The following is a 20,684-nucleotide window of genomic DNA, read 5'->3' as shown; positions in this document are numbered from 1 at the left end:
CTGTCCTATTCCCTGAGTGTTTTTATTTGCCTTTGGCGAGGACCTGCTTCTTCGCTTCGTCGAAGCCGATGCTGCCCTCCACCTTGTCGGCCACGGCCCCGAAGCCGTAGGCCATGGGAGTGCGCTTGCCGCCCACGTAATAGGCCTTGCGTGCGTCGAGCCAGCGGCCGTCGCGGGAATCGGCGATCCAGAATTCCATGCGCGGGTCCGACGACCAGGGCTGGTGCTCGCTCCAGAAAATGGCGCAGCCGAAATCGTCGAACTTGTAGACCTTCTTGCTGTGGGGATCGCGGATCTGGGCCGCGTAGGCCTTGTCGCTGATGGCCATGCCGCAGCGGGTGCAGCCGTCCCGGTCCCACTTGATTTCCACCGGGCCGCTGCTGGGCTGGCCGCCGCAGCCGGCGAGGGAGACGAAAACGCCGGCCGGCACCGAGAAGAGGAAGGTGCGGCGCTTCATTGCAGGGTCACTCCCGTGACCTCCTGCATGTCGATGCGGGTCAGCAGGCCGACGTAGCGCGACACCATGCCGAGGAAGCGCAGGCGGTCCGGGCCGGCCACCTGGCCGTGCCAGGAGAGGCCCTCGTTGCGGGCGGCGAAGCCCCAGCCTTCCAGGGCCTTGGCGATGGCCGGGTCGGCCCGGCGCAGGTCCACATGGCAGTCGAGCAGGGTATCCATGCCGGAATCGTCGGCCACCCGGTCGTCCAGCACCACCTTGCCCATGTCCATCTCGATCACCCGGTTCACCAGGGCCGCCACCTCGTCGAGACGGTGGCTGGAAATGATCATGGTGCAGTTGTCCTGGCGCTCGGCCAGGAGCTGGAAGAAGATGTGGCGGGCTTCCGGGTCCAGGTTGGCGGCCGGTTCGTCCATCACCAGCACCTGGGTGTCGCGCCCCAGGGCGATGGCGATCAGCAGCTTCTGCTTCATGCCGCCGGAAAGGCGGTTGAAGGGACGGGCGGCGATGGCGTCCACGTCCAGGCCGAGGCGGTCGGCGATGGCGTGGATGCGCCGGGGATCGGACTTGCACACGGCAGCGGCGAAAGTCACCAGCTGGCCCACGGGCATTTTCAGGGGCGGCGGCAGCTGGGGCACGAAGCCCACCTTGCCCAGCACGTCGGCCCGATGGGTCCGGGGCGCCTTGCCGTCAATGCTGACCTCGCCGCCGTAGGTGTACTCCCCCAGCAGGCAGCGGATCAGGGTGGTCTTGCCGGCACCGTTGGAGCCGATCAGGGCAATGCGCTCGCCCAGCTGGATGTCCAGGCTGACTCCGGCCAGCACCTGGGCCTTCTTGAAAATCTTGCTGACGTTGTCGAAACGGATCATGGGAAAGGAGATTTCTCGCAAAGCGTTACAGGGCCAAGGCCGCAGGATGCCAAAGCCCGGGCTGCGGCGCTTTGATATTTATCTCCTTCGGCTCCATTTTTCCTAAAGCAGTTTGTCCAGACCCTTGACCCCGTAGGTCAGGGCGCCGCTGGGGCAGGTGTCCACGCACAGGCCGCAACGGGTGCAGTCGGGGCCGATGGACATCACCGCCTCCTCGGCCCGGCCCTTGATGACCACGTCGAGAACGTGGGGCACCAGGCAGACCTTGCGGCAATCGCCTTCATGGAAGCACTTGTCCAGGCGGTAGACGATGCGCAGGGGCGACACGGTGCCCACCATACCGTAGGTCAGGCCGATGGGACAAACATATCGGCACCAGGCCCGGCGCGAGTAGAAAACTTCGAACAGGAGCAGCAGGAAGACCCAGGCCAGGGCCAGGCTGGGGCCGTAGATCAGGGCCCGGGACAGGATGCCGGTGGGCGACAGGGTCTCGAACACGGTGTAGCCGGTGACGATGGCCAGCAGGGAGAACAACACCCAGAACACGGTGCGGGTGCCCCGGTGGAACTCATGGTCGGTGACCCACTTCTTTTCCACCAGCTTCAGGTGCAGGGCCTCGAACCATTCCGCCACCAGGTGGTAGGGACAGACCCAGGAGCAGAAGGTACGCCCCCCCAGCAACACCCAGAGGAAGAACACGGTGGCGGTGCCGATCAGCAGGTTCACGATGATGTGCTTGTGGGCCAGCATCACCTGCAGGGCGGAGTTGAGGTCGATCAGGTGGAAGCCGACGAAGCGGGAGGCGGTGAGGGCCCCCTCCAGCATCTGGATGTCCAGCCAGAAGGAGACGACGAAGAGCAGGTTCACGGCGATGAGCACGGCCCAGCGGCGGTTGCGCCACTTGTGCTGCAGCAGCTGGTGCTCCCGGGTGTGCTGCTTCATGGCCTCGAAGTCGGCCTTGTTGAGGCGCTTCAGCTTGTGGATCTGTTCCGCCTCCGGACTGTAGGCGGCGGGCTTTTGCGGCTCCCGGCCGAGCATGACCAGGAGCTTTTCCTTGAAGCTTTTCATTTCAGGCCTCCCAGGTCTTGCGTTCGTCCACCACGATGGCGGCCATGCCGCCCGCTTCCACGGGGCAGATCATTTCGCAGACGCCGCAGCCGACGCATTGTTCCAGGACCTCCGGCACCGCCCGTTTGACGCCGTCGCCGTTGTCCACGAACTTGAGGCGGATGGCGTCCTTGATCGGGCATTCGGTGACGCACAGGTCGCACAGTTCCCGCTCGTAGGGATGGTCCGCCACCGGAATGGGTTTCCAACGGTCCACATCCATGTAGCGCATGGTGCCCTTGAAGCCGGCGCCCCGGGCTTGCCCCTTGAAGCCCTTGCCCTGGGCCGCCAGACAGATCTGGGGCTGGGCCAGGCGGGCCAGGCCCATGCGTTCCTTCAAGTTGAGGGTGGGCTCCGGGTCCTTTTCCTTGGCCTTGAGGATGGGCAGGCGGGCCAGGTGGGCGCCGGGCCGTACCGCCAGGAAACCGGGCTTGTCGTAGGTGAGGGCGCCGGTGGGACAGGCCAGGATGCACTGGCCGGCATCGCAGGAAAAGTCGCAGGCCTGCTCCCGGGCGTCGATGTGGGGCACGCCGATGCCGTAGCCGTCCGTGAGATCGCCCAGCTTGATGGCCTGCACCGGGCAGACCTGGACGCACTGGCCGCACTTGATGCAGGAGGCGAGGAAGTCCTTTTCATCCAGGGCGCCGGGAGGACGCAGGCGGGTGCGGCTGGCCCGGGCCACGGGCAGATAGCCCAGCAGGGCCAGGCCGACGATGCCGCCGGTCAGGAGGGAACTGCGGATGAAGCGGCGGCGGGCAGTGCGCTGCTTGGCGGAGCCGGCGGGCTTGGCAGCATTGCCGGCAGGCGTATCGGATTCCGGGTTGTTGTCACTCATGGTGCTTTCCTCCGGGGATTCTTGAACACCGGGGCTTCGTCCCGCACCATCAGCACGGGGTCGGAAAAGGGAGCCAGGCGCTCGAGGAAATCCAGTGATTCCATCATGGGGGCGCTCTTGAAAAAGAGGGCGAAGGGCACTTCCATCCACAGGCGGTCGGCGTAGGCGTAATCCTCGTAGGGCGTGTCGCCGACACCGTCGTTGTTGCGGTCGAAGCCCTGGTAGCCGTCCCAGTAGTTCCCGTGCCAGCGGTTATGGGCGGCACCGCCGCCCCCGGCCACGGCCACGTCAGCCAGGTTGCCCTCGAAGACATTGCTCTCGAAGACGCTGCCCTCCCGGTCGGAGACGAAGCTGACGGCAATGCCGTTGAAGGCGAAGCGGTTCTTGCGCACCTCGGTCTTGGAGCCGGGCTCGAAGGGCGACAGGTCGGTGCCGATGCCGGTGGAGCAGTAGAGGATTTCGTTGCCCTCGATGACCGTGTTGCTGGCCTCCTTCAGGCCCACGGCCATGCCGGTGGCGCCGGTGGCATGGGAGATGGTGTTGTTGCGGATGTAGGCGCCGTTGGTGTACATGAGATACACACCGACGGCGTTGTCGTAGAAGCGGTTGCCCTCCACCGTGTTCTCGTGGGCGAACATGAAGTGGATGGAATAGCGGCTGCGCCGGCTGACGTTGTTGCGGAAGACGTTATGGTCGGAATACCAGGCCACCATGTCCCGGGAATCCTCGATTTCATTGCCTTCCAGCAGGTTGTTCTTGCTGTACCAGAGGCGCACGCCGTCGCCCCGCAGGCCCAGGTCGAAGGGCTTGGAGCGGATGTAATTGCGGGTCAGCTTGTTGTCGTTGGACTGCTTCAGGTCGATGCCGAAAAGACAGTTGGTGATGCGTACCTGGTCGACCACGTTGTGGTCGCCGCGCACATTGAGACAGGCATCGTCGCTGTCGTGGGAACCGCCGGAATTGGTCAGATGCACGCCGCGCAGCACGGCACCGCTGGTATCCAGGACGAACACCGTGCCCTTGCCGCCGCCGTCGATGATGACCTGGCCCTGGGCCTCGATGGTCAGGGGCTTGTTCACCACCACCGGACCGGAATAGCTGCCGGCCGGCACCTTCAGCACCGAGCCTTCGGGAGCCTGATTTACCAGGTCCTGGAACCAGGGAATGCCGGCCACCGCCGGCGCCGTGGGCAGGGGCACCTTCTCGCCGGAGGCACCCCAGGCGCTGCCGGCAGGCTTGCCCATGCCGTCATCCGCACTGGATGCGGCTGCCGGCGTATCGGTGGCGGCGCCGAGGGCCCGCAGGGCGTAATCCGGGTCTCCCACGGCAACGCTTACCGCCGCCCACACCAGCAACGGCGAGGCGGCGACTGCAAGCAGGCGTCTCACTCGGCAGCCCCCTCGCGCACCTGCTTGCGCCGGATCAGCAGGGCCGGCATGAGGCTGAGGAACATCAGCACCAGCAGGCCGTAACCCCAGTAGGGATAGGAGTAGGTGGAGAACTGGGCCACCTTGCCTTCGCCGAAGACGGTGGGCATGAAGGGCTTCACCGTGAAGGCGCCCCAGGGGTGCAGGTTGTGGCCGAAGAACCACAGCCAGGCGGCGTAGGTGACGACGAAGAAGAGGGGCAGCAGGGCCGGCACCAGGGCCAGCAGCAGGCTGAAATTGCGCACCTTGGCAACGCCGGCGACGACGATGCCCATGACCAGGATCAGGCCGACGATGACGATGTGGCTGATGAGGGTGACGTTATCGCCCCAGGCCTTGATCTTCTCCGGTTCCTTGAAGAAGGTGCCGGCCTCCTGGACGTAGGCTTCGACGTGGCTGGCCAGATGGCCGAGCACGTACTGGTCCACCAGCATCCAGGCGGCAACGGCGGCAAAGCCGGCGGACAGGACCAGGATGCGGGTCTTGCGCTTGGTCACCATGAAGCCGGCCAGCATGACGGCGAAGAAGCCGAAGAAGAACTTGGCCAGGGGCTTCTCCACCGGGGCACCGGTGGCGATGGGGAACATGCCCACGTAGTGGTTGATGGTGTTCATCTCGTGGACGCAGTCCAGGCCCTGGGCCCCCTTGTTCACGTCCTTCTTGGCATCCAGGATGGGGTTGTAGCGTTCGGTGTTTTCATCCAGGTCCTGCTGGATGATTTCGTTGGCCATGCGGGTGCCGACCCCGGCCGCCTTGCAGCCGTTGTAGACGCCATCGAAATGGAAGTGGATGCGGATGCCGTCAGGAAAGGCGTCCTTGGGGTAGTTCGGCGCCGTCAGGGAGACCCACCAGATGGGGGCGAAATAGGCGGCCACCATGGCCACCAGGGCGATCAGGGTCAGTCCCTGGACCAGGCGAGTCTGTTTGGTTTGGGTATCCATGTTCTGCTGTCTCTCGAAAAGCAGCCCCGCTTACCGGCGACGGCCGCAGGATGGTAGTGCTAGTTATTTTTGACCGGCCTTCCCTGAACCGCCGGAGGCCCTCTCCCCGGGAGAGGGGTGGATGGAGGGAGGATCGGGCCTCCCCCTCATCCGGGGCCTCCCTGCGGGGAGGCCCAGAGTGTTGCAAGCTTACTTCTTCTTGCCCGGCTTGGCTGCACACATGGAGCCAGGCATGGTCATGCTGGACTGGTAGGCTGAGATGGCCACCAGCTGTTCGTTGTTGTACTTCTTGATGATCTTCACCATGTCCGGGTTGGCGTTACGGCGGTGGCCGTCGCGGATCTCGGTCATCTGGCGCAGCAGGTACTTGTAGTGCTGGCCGGCGATCACGGGGTAGAACTTGTCCTTGACGCCTTCGCCGTTCTTGCCGTGGCACTCCAGACATTCCTTCTCGTACAGCTCCTTGCCCTTGGCGATCTGCATGGAGGCGTCGACGCCCTCATACTTGCCGTGGTCGGTGGGGATGCACAGACCTTCAATGTAGGAGGCCACATCAGCCAGTTCCTGGGGATCGGTCAGGGTGGCAGCGAAGGGATACATGGTGGGGTTGTCGCGCAGACCGGCACGGATGTCGGCCATCTGCTTGATCAGCACGGTGGTGTGCTGGCCGGCGAGCTGGGGGAAGGTGCCATCGGGACGGCCGGCACCGGAAGGCAGGTGACAGGCGCCGCAGACCTCGTAGGCTTCCTGGCCGCGCTTCTTGTCGCCCTTGAGCTTCAGGGCTTCGATCTTCTCGCCCTCCTGGGCATTCCACTTGTAGTCCTTCGACTCGATACCACCTTGATGGGGAGCCGGCGGACCGGCGTGGGCCACCCCCAGGGCGATGAGGGAAAGGGAGGCGGCGATGATCAGCTTTTTCATTTGAATCCCCTTACAGAGAGAAAATTGCTATGTACTAATGTTAGTCGGGCCCGGCGGGGCCTGTATTTGATGCGGGTCAATCCGAAAAAAAGACGCCGGTCGGCAAGCTAGCCGCACCGCCGTCCTCCGGGGATTCGGATCAGGGCTTGACCTTGGACAGGTAGTCGGCCAGCGCCTTGATTTCTTCGTCATTGACCAGGTGCATGACGCCCTTCATGGCGGCAGTCTGGCCGTTGTTGCGGGCGCCGCTCTTGATGTCCTTCATCTGCTGCTCGGCGTAGGCGGCGTTCTGGCCGGCCAGCTTCGGGTAGTTGGGCATCAGGGGCTTCTTGCCTTCGGCACCGTGACAGGCATTGCAGGTCTTCTCGGCAAACAGCTTGGCGCCGTCGGCAGCAAAGGCGGGGGCGGCCACAGCGGCGGCCAGGGCGGTGAAAAGCACCAGTTTTTTCATGGGTATTCCCTTTCATAAGAAAACGGGGAGCATGGTGATGCTCCCCGCGTTCAACAACTATTACCTGAATCAAATCCGGCGGATTACTTCACCTTCTTGGCGCCGTTCTGTTCCAGATAGGTCTTGGCGCGCAGGCCGAGGTCGGCTGCCTTCACCTGGTACTGCCAGACTTGCTCGGCCCACAGGGTGGCCTGGTTCCAGTCCTTCTTCTTGGCAGCGTCTTCATGCTTGGCCTTGGCGTCCTTGATCTTGTTCAGCTGATCGACGGCGTCGTCCATCATGTTCACCACATCCGGGAAGTCCTTGTAATTCACGGAGGTGATGTAGCCGACCACCTGATCGATGACGGCCTGGGTATCGGCCACCTTCTTCAGCTGCTTCTTGTAGTCGTCTTCGCTGTAGATCGCCTTCTCGGCACCGGCGGTCTTGGTCGCCTTCCAGCCCTTCGGCTTGACCAGGAGGTAGCCCTGCATTTCCAGGTGCAGCGCGGAGCAGAACTCGGTGCAGTAGTAGGGATAGACGCCTTCCTTGTCGGCCTTGAACTTGACCGTGACGGTCTTGCCCGGCTCGACGGAAGCATGGACGTTGTAGGTGGAGACGGTGAAGCCGTGGGTCTCGTCCTGGGCACGCTCGAGGTTGGTCAGGTGGATGGTGACTTCGTCGCCCACTTCAGCCTCGATGGTTTCCGGGGTGATGTGGGAACGGATCAGGGTACCCTTGACCTCGATCTTGTTGCCCTTCTTGGTGGTGACTTCCTCGCCGGCACGGACGGCGCCGGGGTGCGGCTTGTCGGTGCGGGAGTCGGTACCCACCTTGTAACGGACGCCGGGCTTCAGCTTGGCGGCATCGATGGCGACAACGTAGTGCGGCTCGCCCAGCGGCAGGGGCATGTCGTACAGGAGCTGCATCTTGTCGTTGCTGATGTCGATCAGCTGGTGGTTCTGCGGGTGCAGGGGACCGACGGGCACGAAGCGGTCGATGGACAGCTTGTTCAGCGCCACCAGGTAACGGCCCTTGGGATCGGCGGAGTCACCTTCCATGGTCATCAGGTGACCGATGTTGTAGTGCACGCTGATTTTGTCGAGAACCTTGCCTTCACAGAAGTTCCACTTCACCACCTGGGAATCAACGTACAGGGAGGTGTAGGCCAGACACTGCTTGGAGTCGTACTGGGTATGCAGGGGGCCGAGGCCCAGTTGCACCTGGGTGTGCAGTGCGTCCTTCATGGCGATCACGGGGATGCCGTAGGCGTCCTTGGACTCGAACTTGCCGGCCTTGATGGCGGCCTGGATCTTGTCGAAGGAATACACGGACACGTGGGTGTCGAGCTTGCCGGCAACGGTGATGAACTTGCCGTCCGGGGTCACGTCGACGCCGTGGGGAGACTTGGGTTCCGGAATCAGGAACAGCACGCCTTCCTTGACGGCAGTTTCGATTGCCAGGACGTTGTGGCCGTTGATCTTCTTGGCCATGCCCTTGGCGACCAGTTCGGCAGCCTTCTTCCAGTTGATCACGTGCAGATAGTCGGTGTCCTTGGCGGAACAGCCGGCTTCATAGGGAGGACGACCCTTCTCGATACCGCCCACATAGCGCTCGGAGCAGAAGGAGTTGGTGAAGGACCAGCCGTCGGACGGACCCTTGCCAGCGTCGGACAAATCCTGGCTGTAGGGGGGCAGTTCGAGGGAGAAGGACTGCTTCGGATCGATGCGGCCTTCCTTGCGGTCAAACTTCCAGTAGGTGACGCCGCCGCGGTACTTCTCGTTGAACTCTTCGAGGGGGTAGAACTTCTTGTTTTCCAGCGGGGAAGCGTACTGGGCAGCCTCGATGACGTAGTCGGTGTTCGGGGTGACGAAGGCGCCGCCGTGTTCGGACTTGAAGATCGGGTTGACCACGATCTGCTTGGTCTCGAAGTCGCGCAGGTCGATCACTGCCAGACGGGGATTGGCCTTGTCGTTGATGAAGAGGAACTGGCCGTCGTACTTGCCGTCGGTTTCGGAGATGGCCGGGTGGTGGGTGTCGCCCCAGGTGATCTGCTTGCCGTCGATCATGCCCTGGTTCAGCACGGCCTTGGAGTTCTCGTCGTAGCCGTAGCCCTGCCAGGGTTCGGGGGTGAACACGCCGATGTACTTGAGGATGCGCATGGACGGAATGCCATACACGATCACCTGGCCGGACTGACCGCCGGAGGAGAAGGCGACGAATTCATCACGCTTACCGGTGGGAACGTAGGTCTTGGCCGCTGCCAGCAGGTCCTGCTGGGACAGGCTGCGACGTTTCATCACGTCCTGCAGGGACTCTGCTGCCGTGGCAGCCCCCGCTGCCGCGAAACCGATACCGGCTGCAACCAGCGCGGCGACGGTCTGCTTCATACGAGTCTTCATTTTGACTCTCCCGTTGATAAATAAAGGAAATTTCTCTGCTATTGCCCTAGGCACCATAGGGTGCGCACCTACTATGCGGCAATATGTCGCACATCATCGGCGCCGCCACACTTCTAAACTTTGATGCAGGTTAAATTGGGGAAATGGCTCGGGGTTGAGAATCGAGCCCATCGCCAAGCCAGTAGCGGCTTTGGCGTCATCGTGTCAGGATAGCCAAGGAATTACGCGCCTTCGCGGCACCGCCACCCGGTCCACCAAGCCCTACCGCGGTCCGCCGGCCCTCCGCAACACCGGTACCCATTACCTGCCCCAGCCCCGAAGCAACGAATGTCCAAAAAAATTATTTATGACCTGGCCATCCTCGGCGCCGTCATCGCCCTCGGCGGCCTCGGCTACACCCTGGCCCCCCTGCTCACCCCCAAGACCGACCTGGCAGCCCCCCTCTCGGACTGCGACCTGAACCGGGGTCCCTGCCGGGCGGCCCTGCCCGGAGGTGGCGAAGTGGAATTCAGCATCAGCCCCCGCCCGGTCCCGGCCCTCAAGCCCCTGACCCTGAGCGCCCGGGTCAGCGGCATCCCGGCCAGCCAGGTGGAGGTGGATTTTGCCGGGGTGGACATGAAGATGGGCTATAACCGCCCCCTGCTGGCCGCCGCCAAGGAAACCGGCACCTTTGTCGGGCAGGGCAACCTGCCCGTCTGCATCACCGGCACCATGATCTGGCAGGCCACCGTGCTGGTCGGCAGCGGCGGCAAGAATATCGCCGTCCCCTTCCGCTTCGAGTCGGCCGCCCCGGAAGGCCACTGAAAGACACCATGCGCCTCATTGCCCTGCTCACCATCCTGGTCCTGGCCATCCCGGGCCTGCCCGGCTGTTCCCGCGACACCCCGCCAGCCCCCGGCGGCCTGACCCTGGCCGCCCCGCCCAGCGGCGGCGATTTCAGCCTGGACAGCGCCGACGGCCGTATTGCCACCCAGAACTTCCGCGGCCAGGTGGTCGCCCTCTATTTCGGCTACACCTACTGCCCGGACGTCTGCCCCACCTCCCTGGCGGCCCTCGGCAGCGCCCTGGAAAAGCTGACGCCGGCGGAGCTGGCCCAGGTCCAGCCCCTGTTCATCTCCGTAGACCCGGAGCGGGACAGCGTGGCCCGCCTCAAGGACTACGCCGTCTTTTTCCACCCCAAGCTCAAGGGCCTGACCGGCACCCCGGCGGAAATCGCCGCCATTGCCCACGCCTACGGCGCCAGCTACAGCCGGCAGGAGGTCAAATCGGAAGGCGGCTATGTGGTGGACCACTCCTCTTTCGTCTACCTGCTGGCTCCCGACGGCCGCCTGGCCGCCTCCCTGCCCCACGGCACGACGCCGGAAGACATGGCCGCCGCCATGCGGCGCCTGCTGCCCCAACCCAAGTAACCGACTTCACCCACAGGAGTTCCCCATGCAACTGCACCGCCGCCTCATTTCCGCCGCCCTGGCCTGTTCCGCCCTGTTCGCCCTGCCGGCCCTGGCCGACAGCCCGATCAAGGTGGAAGACCCCTATGTGCGCCTGGTTCCCACCGGTACCCCCAACACCGGCGCCTTCATGGTCATCAAGAACAGCGGCAACGTCGACCGCAAGGTGCTGAAGGCCGAGAGCCCCGTCTCCAAGGTGGTGGAACTGCACAACCACATCAACGACAACGGCGTCATGCGCATGCGCCCGGTGGCCGACATCGAGGTCAAGGCCAAGGGCGAGGCCGTACTGCAGCCCGGCAGCCTGCACGTCATGCTGATCGGCCTCAAGCAGGACCTGAAGGAAGGCGACGTGGTGCCCATCACCCTGAAGCTGGACGACGGCTCCTCCACCAAGATCGAAGCCCCGGTACGCAAGATCCAGGTGCCCGCCGCCAAGCCGGAAGACATGGGCCAGCACAACCACGGCGCCATGAAGCACTGAGCCTGTCCGGACGCAACAAAACAAAGGGACTCCCGCGGGAGTCCCTTTTTGCTGGCCGGCGCTTCAGAACTGGCTGAAGTTGCGCCCCATGACGTGTTCGTCGGTGCGGTATTTGTCCAGTTGCTGGGTGCGCTCGAAATACAGGGGCGGGTCTGGCACCTGCATAACGCCGCAGGTGCCGACGGGCATCCAGCGCAGGCGCAGGGCCCGGGCCGCATGTTCGATGGAAATCTCCACGCTTTCCGAAATGCCCAGTTCCAGGCGCAGGAATTCCAGCATGTTGCGGCGGGTGCCGTCGTCAAAGCGGACGAAATCCTCCCAGGTGTGGGGCACCCAGGGCGTATCGTAGGTCAGGCAGAGCAGGCTGTGCCCCCTGTAGGAACGCAGGCAGCAACCGTCGGCGCAGCAGGTGCAGGCAAAACGCAGTTCCAGCGCCTTGACCAGGCCATCCATATCCATGCCCGCCTCCTTTCGCCCATGCCCAGATGCCCACCTGTTTCATAGTGGAAAAAAAGCGGGGCAAGCGCAAGGAGGGATTTTCCCGCCCCCGGCGGAACAATCCCGACCTCAGGGACGGCCGGGTTCCTCGGTGACGAAGGCGATCTTGGCGATGCCCACCCGCTGGGCGGTGGCCATCACTTGCGCCACCTTCTCGTAGCGGGTGCCGCGGTCGGCCCGCAGATGCAGTTCCGTTTCCGGCCCGGCCAGGCCCTGCAGGCGGGTGGCCAGGGCTTCGCCGGCCACGACCTCGCCGTTGATGAAGACCTGGCTGTTGCCGTCCAGGGCCAGCTGCACCACCTGGGGCTTCTGCTCCACCTGGGTGGCGCTGACCTTGGGCAGATCCACCGGCACGGCCTGATTGAGCAGGGGCGCGGTGATGATGAAGATCACCAAAAGCACCAGCATCACGTCCACCAGGGGCGTGGTGTTGATTTCCGCCATGGGCTGGGCGCTGCCGCCCTCGTTGAAGGATCCGAAAGCCATGCCGGCGGCCTCAGGCAACCCGCACCAGGCCGCCCTGGGGCACGGTGCTGGAGAGACGCACGCCGGTGGTGAGATAGGCGTGGAGGTCGTGGGCAAAGCCGTCCATCTGGGCCAGCACCAGGCGGTTGGCCCGGGTAAAGGCGTTGTAGGCCAGCACGGCGGGAATGGCGACGAAGAGGCCGGCGGCGGTCATGATCAGGGCCTCGCCGACGGGACCGGCCACCTTGTCCAGCACCACCTGGGAAGAGCCGGAGAGGCCCACCAAAGCGTGGTAGATGCCCCACACCGTGCCGAACAGGCCGATGAAGGGCGCCGTCGAGCCCACCGAAGCGAGGAAGGTGAGGCCCTGCTCGATGCGGGCCTGGGCGGTGACGATGCTCTGGCGCAGGCAGCGGGTGACGAATTCACTGGCATTGACGCCGGCGCCGATGCCCCGGGCCGCATGCTGCTCATGGGCCTGGGCGGCGTGGGCGCCGGAGAGGGCCAGGCCGGCCAGGATGCCGCTGGCGTCCTCGCGGCGGATGGCTTCCAGGGCTTCGGGCAGGGAATCGGCCTGCCAGAAGGCGGCCAGGGCCCGGCTCTGGGTGCGGGAGGCGCGCCAGTGGGCGATGAACTTGCCGACGATGACGCACCAGCTGGCCACCGACAGCAGCAGCAGGATCAGGGCGACGGAATGGGAAACCCCATCTCCCTGGGCCCATAAATGGGAAAGACCGAGTTGGGTGTTCATGGGGACTCCTGCAATGGGTTAGCTGTCGAGAGCGAAAGTGATGGGAACGATGACCGAAGCTGCCACGGCCTCGTCACCGCGCCGGGCGGGGACGAAACGCCAGCGCTGGACGGCCTCCCGGGCAGCGCTGTCGAGGCGGGAATAGCCGCTGCCGGTCTGGATATCCACCTGCTCCGCCGTGCCCTGGGGCGTCACCCGCACCTTGAGCAGGACCTTGCCTTCCTCGCCGAAACGACGGGACATGGGGGGGTAAACAGGTTTCGGGTTGTGCAGGTAGTCCGCATCGAAACGGGCCGGCACCAGGGCAGGCGCCGCCGCGGTGGTCGTGCTGGGAGCGCGGCTGGGGGGAGCCTCGGGGGCGACGAAATCACTGCTGGCGGCCGCCGTCGGCGTTGCCGCCAGGATCGGCGCAGGCGTCTTTGCCAGCGGCACCGGGGCCGGGGCCTTGGGCTGCCGCGGCCGCTCGACCTTGGGCGGCATCGGCTGGGGCGGCGCCACCTCGGGCTGGGGCCTGGCCGCAGGCGCGGCGTCGATAAGGCGTACGCTCATCGGCTGGGGCACCATGGCGCTGACCACGGCACTACCGGAATGCAGGGCGTAGGCCAGACCGCCCCCATGGAGGGCCAGCACCAGCAGGAAGATCGAGCCCCGGCGCCCCCGGGAGAGGGAGGGCCATGGACTGGGCAATGAAGCAGACAGAAAACGATCCTTTTCGGGCCGCGAGGGGCCCCGCAGCGGCATCCCGACGAGGGCTCGCGGGACTGCCGGAAACGCCGTCGCCAGGGCGGCCATGCCGGCTTGGGCGAGAGGGTGGCGAACCCCGTAATTCTAGGGTTCAACGGCCGCCAAGGGGATGCGACCAAAGGTCGCAGGGGCGGCCGGAAAAGGGCGCCAGTCTTAGCGCAGGGAGAGTATCCAGCGCACCAGGGCCTGCAGGTCGGCATCGCTGACCCGCTTGTTGGGCGACATGAAATCGTCGCCCCAGACGCCGCTGCCGCCTTCCCTCACCTTCACCAGCAGGCGGGCCTCGGCTTCCGGGTCGTCCCAGTAGCGGCGCCCCACCTCGCGCCAGGCCGGGCCCCGCACCTTGACGTCCACCTCGTGGCAATTGAGGCAGCGGTGCCGCTCGGCCAGTTCGAGCATGGCGGCATCCCGCTTCTTGTCCGCGGCCTGGGCCGGTACGGCAACCACGCCGAACAGGGCGGCGCAGAGCAGGGTTCGGGTCGTCAGCGACATCCTCATCTCCTTCGACAAAAAGGCGTGCACCATGAAAAAACCGGGGGCCGCAGCCCCCGGTCATTAGACAACGATTCCGGCAATAACGCTTAGTACACGTCGTGCTGGGTGTTGTGGATGTTGAACTTGCCGGTGGGCGTGACCAGCTTCGGATCCTTGATCACGGTCTTGAACTTGCGGGTCTTGTCGTCCAGCACCACGATGGCGGAAGGCTCGGTCTTGTTGCCCGTCCAAACGGAGAACCAGACTTCGTCACCCTTCTCGTTGTACTCGGCATGCACCACCCGCTTCACGCCCTTGGTTTCCGGCAGGCCGGCCATCTTGGCGACGTTGATCACCTCAGGCTTGGCATCCGGGTTGCCCAGCTGGTCGATGCTGTACACGGTGACGGATTCGGCAGCATCCTTCTCCGGCATCAGCGGGGCATCGGCCCACAGGTTGTTGGACTTGGGATGGGTCTTGACGAACAGGGAACCGGAACCGTGGTTCTTCAGCTCGGCCACGACCTTCCAGGCGTACTGGGGATGCTTCTCCGGATCGGTACCGATCAGGCTGATGACGTCGGAACCCAGGTGGGAAGTGGACCACACGGGACCGAACTTCGGATGCACGAAGTTGGCGCCACGGCCGGGGTGGGGCTTGGGCTTGGTATCCACCAGGGCGGCCAGCTTGCCTTCCTTGGTATCGACGACCACCACCTTGTTGGAGGCGTTGGCGGCCACCAGGAAGTAACGCTTGGTGGCATCCCAACCGCCGTCATGCAGGAACTTGGCGGTTTCGATGGTGGTTTCCTTCAGGTTCTTCACGTCGGAGTAGTCCACCAGCTTGACCAGGCCGGATTCCTTCACCGTCACCACCCACTCGGGCTTGATCAGGGAGGAAACGATGGAGGCGACGCGGGGCTCCTGGTGATACTCGCCATCCACGGTGATGCCGCGGGTGGAGACGTTCTTCAGGGGCTCCAGGGTCATGCCGTCCAGGATGGTGTACTGGGGCGGCCAGTAGGAACCGACGATGGCGTACTTGTCTTCCCAGCCCTTGAACTTGGAGGTATCGACGGAACGGGCTTCCAGGCCGGCCTTCAGGGTGGCGACGATGGTGGGCTTCTCGAACCACATGTCGATCAGGTCCAGACGGCCGTCGCGGCCGATCACATAGACGTAGCGACCGGAAGCGGAAGTACGGGAAATGTGCACGGCGTAGCCGGTCTTGACGATGCCCCAGATCTTCTTGGTGTCGCCGTCGATCAGGGCCACTTCGCCGGAGTCACGCAGGGTGGTGGAGAAGACGTTCTGCAGATTGATGTTGTTCATCTGCTTGGTGGGGCGCTCGGCCACGGGCACGTGCACCTTCCAGTTGGCCTTCATTTCCTTCATGCCCCACTCGGGCGGCACATCCGGCTGCTGCTGGATGTAGGTGGCCATGTTCTTGATTTCATCCTTGGACAGGATGTCGTCGAAGTTGGGCATGCCGCCTTCGGTACCGTAGGTCAGGATCTTTTCCAGACGGCCCTGGCCGAGCTTCTGGGTGTTCGCCGGCTCCAGGTTCTTGCCGGTGGCGCCCTTGCGCAGCATGCCGTGGCAGCCGGCGCAACGCTCGAAGTAGATCTTGGCGGAAGCCTCTTTGGCTTCCTTGGTCAGGCTCGGCGCGTTGGCTGCGGGTGCAGCGAATGCGGAGCCCATGGCGGCCGCGAGGGCCGTAAAGATAAAGGCACTAACTCCCTTTTTCATGCTTTCCTCTCCTCAATAGGAATTATCAGCAAACCGTTACCCCCGACACAGCATCCGGGGATGGCGAAAGATTGCGCCCGGTGACTTGTCCAAATCCTTGATGCGAATCAACTTCAAAAAGTAGGGATATTCACTAGAGTGGTGCCTAGGCCGAAACACCCCCAAAAGGGATTGAAGGCCGACGGCCAGCCCGGCTATGCTGCCTTTTGCCAAACGAGAAAAAATAATGCTCATGCCCGATCCGAACCGCACCCACCCTGCCCTGCCCGGCACCGTCTATCTCGTCGGCGGCGGCCCCGGCGACCCCGACCTGCTGACGGTACGCGCCGCCCGCCTGATTGCCCAGGCCGACGTGCTGGTCTACGACCACCTCATCGGCGACGGCATTCTGGACTTGGCCCGGCCCGACGCCGAGATCATCTACGCCGGCAAGGAAGCCTCGAAACACACCCTGCCCCAGGACGACATCAACCACCTGCTGGTACAGCTGGCCCAGAAATACCGCTGCGTGGTCCGCCTCAAGGGCGGCGACCCCTTCATTTTCGGCCGCGGCGGCGAGGAGCTGGAGATCCTCGTCCGCCACGGCGTGCCCTTCCAGGTGGTGCCCGGCGTCACCGCGGCGGCCGGCTGCGCCGCCTACGCCGGCTTCCCCCTGACCCACCGGGACCACGCCCAGGTGCTGGTGTTCGCCACCGGCCACCTGAAGGACGGCACGGTCAATCTGGACTGGCAGGCCCTGGCCCGGCCCAAGCAGACCGTGGTTTTCTACATGGGAATTGCAGGCCTGGGAGAAATCAGCCGGCAGATGATCGCCCACGGCCTGCCGCCGCAAACGCCGGCCGGCGTGGTGCAACAGGGCACCACCCGCCAGCAGCGGGTGGTGGTGGCCGATCTAGCCACTCTGGAAGCGAAGGTGCAGGAAGCGGGCATCACCACGCCGGCCCTGATTTTCGTCGGCGGCGTGCTGCAGCTGCAGCCCCAGCTCAGCTGGTTCGAACCCCAGGCTGCAGCCGAGACGGTCTAAGCCGGATCAGCCGGGTCGAAAGAGACAGCCCAGGAGCAGCAGGAAAGAGAACAGCAGCTGCAACTGGGCGGTGCGGCCGAGCAGCAGGTTGTGGCCGGTACCCGGCGTCGCCCGGGCGAAGCGCACCACCAGCAGCAGGGCCGGCGGCAGCGCCAGCAGGGGCAGGCCGGCGGCCAGATGGTGGCCGGAGGCGGCCAGCCAGCCCAGCAAAACGAAGGGCGCCAGCATCAACAGCCCGTATTCCACCCGACATCCCGTCAGGCCCAGGCGCACCGCCAGGGTCCGCTTGCCGGCCCGGGCATCCCCGGCCCTATCCCGGGTGTTGTTCACCACGATCACCGCCGCCGCGAACAGGCCGGACATGTTGGCCAGGGCCAGGGCGGCCCGGCTGAGGCCGCCGGTCTGCAGGTAGTAGGTGCCGAGCACCGCCCCCAGACCGAAGAACAGCCACACGAAGACCTCGCCGAAAGGCCCGTAGGCAATGGGTTTGGGGCCGCCGGTGTAGGCCCAGCCGCAGAACAGGGAAGCCAGGCCGAGCAAGACGATGGGCCAGCCGCCCTGCCCCACCAGATAGATGCCCAGCAGGAAGGCGCCGCCCAGGGCCAGGAAGCCGCCCCGCTTGACCTGGGCGGCGCTGAGCCAGCCCATGGCCGTGGCCCGGGGCGGGCCCAGGCGGTCCGGCGTGTCCGTGCCGCGCTCGAAGTCGCCCACGTCGTTGAGCAGGTTGGTGCCGATCTGGATCAGCAGGGCCGCCGCCAGGGTCACCAGGGCCACCAGCCAGCGCAGCTGGCCCGTTTCCGACCAGGCCAGGGCGCAGGTGGACAGCACGGGGGCCGCCGCCACCGGCAGGGTGCGGGGCCGCAGGGCGAGCCACCAGGCCTGCCCGGGTGTGGGACGGGAGAGGCTGGCGAGTGTGGAAGCGTTCATGGGTAACGGGCGTAAGGGAAAAACAGGCCACAGTCTAACCACAGCGCGGCAAAACGGCGCATGGCCAGATCAAAAGGTGCCGAATTTATCCCGGAACGAAGACTGTGAGAGAATGCGGCCTTTGCAAAAACCGCCCCACGGGGTGGGTGTATTTGGTGCCGGGAGAGGGACTCGAACCCTCACACTGTTACCAGCGGCGGATTTTGAATCCGCTGCGTCTACCGATTCCGCCATCCCGGCCCGGGACGCCCGGCCAGAGCTGGCGGGCACTACTGCGCGAGGGGCGCATTATCACCGATTCACGACGCCCCCACAAGCCGGACGAGGACACCCGCCGCCTGCTCCGGGCACCACCGCCAAAGCCGCAAGACCATGAGCCTTTCCGTCGACCTTTTCGACTTTCCCCTGCCGCCCGAACTGATCGCCCAGCATCCGGCCAGGGAACGCAGCGCCAGCCGCCTGCTGCACGTGGACGGCCCCCACCTGGGCGACCTGCGCTTCACTGACCTGCCCGGCCTGCTGGCCCCCGGCGACCTGCTGGTGTTCAACGATACCCGGGTGATCAAGGCCCGCTTCTTCGGCCAGAAGGACTCCGGCGGCCAGGTGGAAGTGCTGCTGGAGCGCATCGTGGACGAGCGCCATGCCCTGGCCCAGGTGCGGGCCAGCAAGTCGCCCAAGGCCGGCACCCGCATCACCCTGGAAAACGCCTTCAGCCTGGTGTGCAGCGGCCGCCAGGGTGAGTTCTTCGCCCTCGAACTGGAGGGCGAAGGCAATCTGTGGGACCTGGCCGAACAGTACGGCCGCCTGCCCCTGCCGCCCTATATCGAGCACGGGGTGGAGGCGGAGGATGAGGCCCGCTACCAGACCGTCTATGCCCGCCACCCGGGCGCCGTGGCAGCGCCCACCGCCGGGCTGCACTTCGATGAGGCAATGCTGGAGCGGCTCTCCGAGCAGGGTGTCCGCCGAGCCGCGCTGACGCTGCATGTGGGGGCAGGCACCTTCCAGCCGGTGCGCGTGGAAAAGATTGACGAGCACAAGATGCACAGCGAGCGCTTCCACGTGCCGGAAGAAACCGCTGCGGCCATCGCTGCAACCCGGGAACGGGGCGGCAGGGTGGTGGCGGTGGGCACCACCTCCCTGCGCACCCTGGAATCGGCCGCCTGCGGCAACGGCCTGGTACGGGCCGGCAGCGGCGAGACGGACATTTTCATCACCCCGGGCTACCGCTTCCAGGTGGTGGACCGGCTCATCACCAATTTCCACCTGCCCCGCTCCACCCTGCTCATGCTGGTCTCCGCCTTCGCCGGCCTGGACCCCATCCGCGCCGCCTACGCCCACGCGGTGGCAGAAAAATACCGCTTCTTCAGCTACGGCGACGCCATGCTGCTGGAGCGGGAAGACAAGTCATAGCCACAGAGGACACAGAGATCACAGAGTAAAACCAACGCCCCCTTCATCCACCGGGGCAAGACCTACGGTCAACTTCTCTCTGTGTTCTCTGTGCCCTCTGTGGCAAAAATGGTTTTCAGGAATTTAGGAATACGTCCATGCAGTTCGAACTTCTCAAGACCGACGGCCAGGCCCGTCGCGGCACCCTGACCCTGGCCCACGGCACGGTGCAGACCCCGGTGTTCATGCCGGTGGGCACCTACGGCACGGTCAAGGCCATGACGCCCCAGTCCCTGCACGACATCGGCGCCCAGATCTGCCTCGGCAACACCTTCCACCTGTGGCTGCGCCCGGGCCTGGAAGTAATCAAGGCCCACGGCGGCCTGCACGACTTCATGGGCTGGAACAAGCCCATCCTCACCGATTCGGGCGGCTTCCAGGTCTTCTCCCTGGGGGCCCTGCGCAAGATCACCGAGGAAGGGGTGAAGTTCTCCTCCCCCATCGACGGCGCCAAGCTGTTCCTGACGCCGGAAGAGTCCATGCGTATCCAGCACACGCTGAACTCGGACATCGTCATGATCTTCGACGAATGCACGCCCTACCCGGCCACCGTGGACGAAGCGGCCAAGTCCATGCGCCTGTCCCTGCGCTGGGCCCAGCGCTCCATCGACGAGCACCGTCGCCTGGGCAACGGCAACGCCCTCTTCGGCATCGTCCAGGGCGGCATGTACGAGACCCTGCGCGACGAATCCCTGGCCGGCCTGGATGAAATGGGCTTCGACGGCATGGCCATCGGCGGCCTGTCCGTGGGCGAGCCCAAGGAAGACATGGCCCGCATCCTGGCCCACACCGCACCGAAACTGCCCGCCCACAAGCCCCGCTACCTGATGGGCGTGGGCACGCCGGAAGACCTGGTGCATGCGGTAAGCCAGGGCATCGACATGTTCGACTGCGTCATGCCCACCCGCAACGCCCGCAACGGCCACCTTTTCACCCGCTACGGCGACCTCAAGATCAAGAACGCTATCCACCGCCAGGACACCGGCCCCCTGGACCCTTCCTGCGACTGCTACACCTGCCGCAACTTCAGCCGGGCCTACCTGCACCACCTCTTCCGCGCCGGGGAAATCCTCGGCTCCATGCTCAACACCATCCACAACCTGCACTACTACCAGGTGCTGATGGCCGAATTGCGCGCCGCTATTGAAGAAGGGCGCCTGCAGCCCCATATGGAGAACTTCCATCGGGACCGTTCCCGGGGTGCCAGCCCGGCGGCCGGCTAAAGCCGCACCGTAGGTCCGCCACCGGGCATCCGCACCATGGCTCGGTGGTACAATGCCCCGTTC

At 64.9% G+C, this 20,684-nt stretch carries 22 protein-coding genes and 1 tRNA gene; 6 read left to right on the top strand and 17 right to left on the bottom strand.

Features of this window, described 5'->3' with window-relative positions:
* Positions 1–22 precede the first annotated feature (22 nt).
* From ACLSSQ_RS05755 to nosZ, 9 genes are all read right to left on the bottom strand, one after another.
* On the bottom strand, positions 23–457 hold the full coding sequence (locus ACLSSQ_RS05755; protein WP_416244035.1) for a protein NosL: 435 nt from the start codon (positions 455–457) through the stop codon (positions 23–25).
* Positions 454–1,323 carry an ABC transporter ATP-binding protein gene (locus ACLSSQ_RS05750; protein ID WP_014238313.1) on the bottom strand — a complete coding sequence of 290 codons (870 nt, stop codon included), beginning with the start codon at positions 1,321–1,323 and terminating at the stop codon, positions 454–456. Before ACLSSQ_RS05750 ends, ACLSSQ_RS05755 begins: the two co-directional genes overlap by 4 nt.
* A 102-nt stretch (positions 1,324–1,425) precedes the next feature.
* The gene (locus ACLSSQ_RS05745) at positions 1,426–2,391 is read right to left on the bottom strand and encodes a NapH/MauN family ferredoxin-type protein (RefSeq protein WP_014238314.1); all 966 of its coding nucleotides are present in this window, start codon (positions 2,389–2,391) and stop codon (positions 1,426–1,428) included.
* 1 nt (position 2,392) lies between these two features.
* Complete coding sequence (locus tag ACLSSQ_RS05740) at positions 2,393–3,265, bottom strand: 4Fe-4S dicluster domain-containing protein (protein ID WP_014238315.1); 873 nt, start codon at positions 3,263–3,265, stop codon at positions 2,393–2,395.
* Positions 3,262–4,653, bottom strand: coding sequence for a nitrous oxide reductase family maturation protein NosD (gene nosD, locus ACLSSQ_RS05735; protein WP_416244034.1), 1,392 nt, complete (start codon positions 4,651–4,653; stop codon positions 3,262–3,264). Before nosD ends, ACLSSQ_RS05740 begins: the two co-directional genes overlap by 4 nt.
* Positions 4,650–5,633 carry a hypothetical protein gene (locus ACLSSQ_RS05730; protein WP_014238317.1) on the bottom strand — a complete coding sequence of 328 codons (984 nt, stop codon included), beginning with the start codon at positions 5,631–5,633 and terminating at the stop codon, positions 4,650–4,652. The genes nosD and ACLSSQ_RS05730 overlap by 4 nt, the downstream gene beginning before the upstream one ends.
* 189 nt (positions 5,634–5,822) lie before the next feature.
* Positions 5,823–6,554, bottom strand: a complete 732-nt coding sequence (locus tag ACLSSQ_RS05725) for a c-type cytochrome (RefSeq protein ID WP_205231383.1) — start codon at positions 6,552–6,554, stop codon at positions 5,823–5,825.
* 139 nt (positions 6,555–6,693) lie between these two features.
* The gene (locus ACLSSQ_RS05720) at positions 6,694–7,005 is read right to left on the bottom strand and encodes a c-type cytochrome (RefSeq protein ID WP_014238319.1); all 312 of its coding nucleotides are present in this window, start codon (positions 7,003–7,005) and stop codon (positions 6,694–6,696) included.
* Positions 7,006–7,088: 83 nt separating this feature from the next.
* Positions 7,089–9,386, bottom strand: a complete 2,298-nt coding sequence (nosZ, locus tag ACLSSQ_RS05715) for a Sec-dependent nitrous-oxide reductase (RefSeq protein WP_130458924.1) — start codon at positions 9,384–9,386, stop codon at positions 7,089–7,091.
* A gap of 327 nt (positions 9,387–9,713) precedes the next feature.
* Here nosZ and ACLSSQ_RS05710 point away from each other — a divergent pair, with 327 nt between their 5' ends.
* Genes ACLSSQ_RS05710 through ACLSSQ_RS05700 form a run of 3 tightly spaced genes read left to right on the top strand, consistent with a single transcriptional unit; the run spans position 9,714 to position 11,318 of the window.
* Entirely contained in the window at positions 9,714–10,190 is a 477-nt protein-coding gene (locus tag ACLSSQ_RS05710) for a hypothetical protein (protein ID WP_416244033.1), read from the top strand.
* 8 nt (positions 10,191–10,198) lie between these two features.
* Positions 10,199–10,795 carry an SCO family protein gene (locus tag ACLSSQ_RS05705; RefSeq protein ID WP_416244032.1) on the top strand — a complete coding sequence of 199 codons (597 nt, stop codon included), beginning with the start codon at positions 10,199–10,201 and terminating at the stop codon, positions 10,793–10,795.
* Positions 10,796–10,820: 25 nt separating this feature from the next.
* Entirely contained in the window at positions 10,821–11,318 is a 498-nt protein-coding gene (locus ACLSSQ_RS05700; protein WP_014238323.1) for a copper chaperone PCu(A)C, read from the top strand.
* Between the two features lie 63 nt (positions 11,319–11,381).
* Here the strand turns inward: ACLSSQ_RS05700 and ACLSSQ_RS05695 are convergent, their stop codons facing one another.
* The 6 genes from ACLSSQ_RS05695 to ACLSSQ_RS05670 form a co-directional block, all read right to left on the bottom strand.
* Positions 11,382–11,777, bottom strand: coding sequence for a hypothetical protein (locus tag ACLSSQ_RS05695; protein ID WP_416244031.1), 396 nt, complete (start codon positions 11,775–11,777; stop codon positions 11,382–11,384).
* A 108-nt stretch (positions 11,778–11,885) separates the two neighbouring features.
* Complete coding sequence (locus ACLSSQ_RS05690; protein ID WP_416244030.1) at positions 11,886–12,302, bottom strand: ExbD/TolR family protein; 417 nt, start codon at positions 12,300–12,302, stop codon at positions 11,886–11,888.
* Positions 12,303–12,312: 10 nt separating this feature from the next.
* Positions 12,313–13,032 (bottom strand): MotA/TolQ/ExbB proton channel family protein, encoded by a 720-nt coding sequence (locus ACLSSQ_RS05685; RefSeq protein WP_416244029.1) that lies wholly within the window; start codon positions 13,030–13,032, stop codon positions 12,313–12,315.
* Positions 13,033–13,050: 18 nt separating this feature from the next.
* A complete protein-coding gene (locus ACLSSQ_RS05680) occupies positions 13,051–13,719 on the bottom strand; it encodes a TonB family protein (protein ID WP_416244028.1) in 669 nt (222 codons plus the stop codon).
* Between the two features lie 210 nt (positions 13,720–13,929).
* On the bottom strand, positions 13,930–14,268 hold the full coding sequence (locus ACLSSQ_RS05675) for a c-type cytochrome (protein WP_416244027.1): 339 nt from the start codon (positions 14,266–14,268) through the stop codon (positions 13,930–13,932).
* Positions 14,269–14,357: 89 nt separating this feature from the next.
* Positions 14,358–15,998, bottom strand: coding sequence for a nitrite reductase (locus ACLSSQ_RS05670; protein WP_130458930.1), 1,641 nt, complete (start codon positions 15,996–15,998; stop codon positions 14,358–14,360).
* A gap of 226 nt (positions 15,999–16,224) precedes the next feature.
* Here ACLSSQ_RS05670 and cobA point away from each other — a divergent pair, with 226 nt between their 5' ends.
* Positions 16,225–17,022: a uroporphyrinogen-III C-methyltransferase gene (gene cobA / locus ACLSSQ_RS05665; protein ID WP_416244026.1), complete on the top strand. Its 798-nt coding sequence runs from the start codon at positions 16,225–16,227 to the stop codon at positions 17,020–17,022.
* Positions 17,023–17,028: 6 nt separating this feature from the next.
* Here the strand turns inward: cobA and ACLSSQ_RS05660 are convergent, their stop codons facing one another.
* Positions 17,029–17,949: a 1,4-dihydroxy-2-naphthoate polyprenyltransferase gene (locus ACLSSQ_RS05660; protein WP_014238331.1), complete on the bottom strand. Its 921-nt coding sequence runs from the start codon at positions 17,947–17,949 to the stop codon at positions 17,029–17,031.
* A gap of 153 nt (positions 17,950–18,102) precedes the next feature.
* Positions 18,103–18,189: transfer RNA gene (locus ACLSSQ_RS05655), tRNA-Leu, on the bottom strand.
* A gap of 132 nt (positions 18,190–18,321) precedes the next feature.
* On the opposite strand from ACLSSQ_RS05655, the gene queA reads away from it, so the two are divergent.
* Together queA and tgt are read left to right on the top strand one after the other, a co-directional pair.
* Positions 18,322–19,359, top strand: a complete 1,038-nt coding sequence (gene queA, locus ACLSSQ_RS05650; RefSeq protein WP_416244025.1) for a tRNA preQ1(34) S-adenosylmethionine ribosyltransferase-isomerase QueA — start codon at positions 18,322–18,324, stop codon at positions 19,357–19,359.
* 137 nt (positions 19,360–19,496) lie between these two features.
* A complete protein-coding gene (gene tgt / locus ACLSSQ_RS05645; RefSeq protein ID WP_014238333.1) occupies positions 19,497–20,621 on the top strand; it encodes a tRNA guanosine(34) transglycosylase Tgt in 1,125 nt (374 codons plus the stop codon).
* Positions 20,622–20,684 lie beyond the last annotated feature (63 nt).

It is taken from the genome of Azospira sp. APE16, assembly GCF_047901315.1.
GTDB classification, from domain to species: Bacteria; Pseudomonadota; Gammaproteobacteria; order Burkholderiales; family Rhodocyclaceae; genus Azospira; species Azospira oryzae.
Note: the sequence above shows the minus strand (reverse complement) of the source record. Positions and strands in the feature narration are given on the sequence as shown.

What these genes read in the sequence shown, in the direction of transcription:
- ACLSSQ_RS05755 (WP_416244035.1), bottom strand. Translation starts at nt 457, where the DNA reads ATGAAGCGCCGCACCTTCCTCTTCTCGGTGCCGGCCGGCGTTTTCGTC.
- ACLSSQ_RS05750 (WP_014238313.1), bottom strand. Translation starts at nt 1,323, where the DNA reads ATGATCCGTTTCGACAACGTCAGCAAGATTTTCAAGAAGGCCCAGGTG.
- ACLSSQ_RS05745 (WP_014238314.1), bottom strand. Translation starts at nt 2,391, where the DNA reads ATGAAAAGCTTCAAGGAAAAGCTCCTGGTCATGCTCGGCCGGGAGCCG.
- ACLSSQ_RS05740 (WP_014238315.1), bottom strand. Translation starts at nt 3,265, where the DNA reads ATGAGTGACAACAACCCGGAATCCGATACGCCTGCCGGCAATGCTGCC.
- ACLSSQ_RS05730 (WP_014238317.1), bottom strand. Translation starts at nt 5,633, where the DNA reads ATGGATACCCAAACCAAACAGACTCGCCTGGTCCAGGGACTGACCCTG.
- ACLSSQ_RS05725 (WP_205231383.1), bottom strand. Translation starts at nt 6,554, where the DNA reads ATGAAAAAGCTGATCATCGCCGCCTCCCTTTCCCTCATCGCCCTGGGG.
- ACLSSQ_RS05720 (WP_014238319.1), bottom strand. Translation starts at nt 7,005, where the DNA reads ATGAAAAAACTGGTGCTTTTCACCGCCCTGGCCGCCGCTGTGGCCGCC.
- nosZ (WP_130458924.1), bottom strand. Translation starts at nt 9,386, where the DNA reads ATGAAGACTCGTATGAAGCAGACCGTCGCCGCGCTGGTTGCAGCCGGT.
- ACLSSQ_RS05710 (WP_416244033.1), top strand. Translation starts at nt 9,714, where the DNA reads ATGTCCAAAAAAATTATTTATGACCTGGCCATCCTCGGCGCCGTCATC.
- ACLSSQ_RS05705 (WP_416244032.1), top strand. Translation starts at nt 10,199, where the DNA reads ATGCGCCTCATTGCCCTGCTCACCATCCTGGTCCTGGCCATCCCGGGC.
- ACLSSQ_RS05700 (WP_014238323.1), top strand. Translation starts at nt 10,821, where the DNA reads ATGCAACTGCACCGCCGCCTCATTTCCGCCGCCCTGGCCTGTTCCGCC.
- ACLSSQ_RS05695 (WP_416244031.1), bottom strand. Translation starts at nt 11,777, where the DNA reads ATGGATATGGATGGCCTGGTCAAGGCGCTGGAACTGCGTTTTGCCTGC.
- ACLSSQ_RS05690 (WP_416244030.1), bottom strand. Translation starts at nt 12,302, where the DNA reads ATGGCTTTCGGATCCTTCAACGAGGGCGGCAGCGCCCAGCCCATGGCG.
- ACLSSQ_RS05685 (WP_416244029.1), bottom strand. Translation starts at nt 13,032, where the DNA reads ATGAACACCCAACTCGGTCTTTCCCATTTATGGGCCCAGGGAGATGGG.
- ACLSSQ_RS05675 (WP_416244027.1), bottom strand. Translation starts at nt 14,268, where the DNA reads ATGTCGCTGACGACCCGAACCCTGCTCTGCGCCGCCCTGTTCGGCGTG.
- ACLSSQ_RS05670 (WP_130458930.1), bottom strand. Translation starts at nt 15,998, where the DNA reads ATGAAAAAGGGAGTTAGTGCCTTTATCTTTACGGCCCTCGCGGCCGCC.
- cobA (WP_416244026.1), top strand. Translation starts at nt 16,225, where the DNA reads ATGCTCATGCCCGATCCGAACCGCACCCACCCTGCCCTGCCCGGCACC.
- ACLSSQ_RS05660 (WP_014238331.1), bottom strand. Translation starts at nt 17,949, where the DNA reads ATGAACGCTTCCACACTCGCCAGCCTCTCCCGTCCCACACCCGGGCAG.
- queA (WP_416244025.1), top strand. Translation starts at nt 18,322, where the DNA reads ATGAGCCTTTCCGTCGACCTTTTCGACTTTCCCCTGCCGCCCGAACTG.
- tgt (WP_014238333.1), top strand. Translation starts at nt 19,497, where the DNA reads ATGCAGTTCGAACTTCTCAAGACCGACGGCCAGGCCCGTCGCGGCACC.